Origin of the sequence: Variovorax glucosi (assembly GCF_051216695.1) — a bacterium.
Lineage (GTDB): Bacteria > Pseudomonadota > Gammaproteobacteria > Burkholderiales > Burkholderiaceae_C > Variovorax.
In genome coordinates this window covers 1-1475 of the sequence record NZ_JBPJZE010000084.1, presented here as the reverse complement: position 1 = coordinate 1475, position 1475 = coordinate 1, and the positions used below count along the sequence as shown (strand labels likewise).

The window sequence follows — 1475 nt, the reverse complement described above, 5'->3', positions numbered from 1 at the left end:
GAGCGCATCGACGCCGGCCCTGGCCAGCGCTTCGCGCAGGGCGGTTTCACGTTCGGACGCCAGGCGCGCGAAGCGCTTGCGAAAGCCCGCGTCGTGGGTGTCGACCCACAGCTGCTCGCCGGTCTCGGCATCGCGCAGCGGCACCAGGCCGAGGTCGGGCAACTCGAGTTCGAGCGGGTCGAACAGGCGCACGGCGATCACCTCGTGGCGCTGCACCAGTTGGCCCAATGGGCGCTCCCAACCGGGCTCGCTCAGGAAGTCGGACACCACGAACACGGTGGAGCGGCGCGGCATCAGCGTGGCGGCCGACTTGAGCAGGTCGTCCAGGCGCGTCATGCCTTTCTGCGTGGGGGCAGTCTCGGCCTTGCCGGCGCGCTTTTCCATCGCATGCAGCAGGTGCAGCACGTGGCGCCGGCCGGTGCGTGGCGGAATCACCGCTTCGAGGTCGCGGCCGTAGACCAGCGCGCCAACCCGGTTGCCGTGCCGTGTGAGCAGCCGCGCCAGCACGCCGACGAAGCCTGCTGAAATCTCGCGCTTGGCCTTCAGGCCCGAGCCGAAATCGACCGAGCGGCTCAGGTCGAGCACGAACCACGCGGCCATTTCGCGGTCTTCGGTGAACACGCGAACGTGCGGGGTCTGCAGCCGGGCAGTGACGTTCCAGTCGATGTGGCGCACATCGTCGTGGTGCTGGTACTCGCGCAGGTCGGCCAGGTCGAGCCCGGTGCCGCGCATCAGCGTGCGGTAGTCGCCCTGCAACAGGCCGTCGAGGCGGCGGATCACGGTCCATTCGAGCCGGCGCAGCGCGCGTTCGGCCCCACCGGCTTCTGCGGCGAGCCGTTCGTCGTTTGCGGCCGCGGGGGCCTTACGCCACCAGCTTTTCATGTTCGAGCGGTTTCGGTGGAGCGGGGACTGCACGCATGATCTTCTCGACCAGTCCGTCGGGCGTCAGGCCTTCGGACAAGCCTTCGTATGAAAGCGTCACGCGGTGGCGCAGCACGTCGGGCACCAGCGCCGTCATGTCTTCCGGCAGCGCATAGCTGCGGCCGCGCAGCAGCGCCAGGGCGCGCGCGCCTTCGGTCAGGCTGATGCTGGCGCGCGGGCTGGCGCCGAAGGTGATGAAGCGGCGCAGGTCTTTCAGGCCGTGCTTCTCGGGCGTGCGCGTGGCCGACACCAGCTTCACGGCGTATTGAATGAGCGAGGGGTCGACATACACGCGCCGCGCCTCGGCCTGCAGCGCCGCGAGCTGATCGGTGGTGGCGACCGGCGTGGCGTTGACGGGCGGGCCGATCACGCGCTGGACGATGACGAATTCTTCCTCGTCGCTCGGGTAGTCGACCAGCACCTTCATCATGAAGCGGTCGACCTGCGCCTCGGGCAGCGGGTAGGTGCCTTCGGTCTCGATGGGGTTCTGCGTGGCCATCACGAGGAAGGTGCGCGGCACCTTGTGCGTTTCGCCGGCGATGGTGACTTGGCGC

2 protein-coding genes are annotated in these 1475 nt (G+C 68.9%); both read right to left on the bottom strand.

Annotation, left to right across the window (positions count from 1 at the left end):
* The coding region (locus tag ACSFA3_RS23080; RefSeq protein WP_435507778.1) for a DUF58 domain-containing protein at nucleotides 1–882 on the bottom strand (882 nt) is incomplete at its 3' end.
* The coding region (locus ACSFA3_RS23075; RefSeq protein WP_435507777.1) for an AAA family ATPase at nucleotides 863–1475 on the bottom strand (613 nt) is incomplete at its 5' end. The genes ACSFA3_RS23075 and ACSFA3_RS23080, both read right to left, overlap by 20 nt.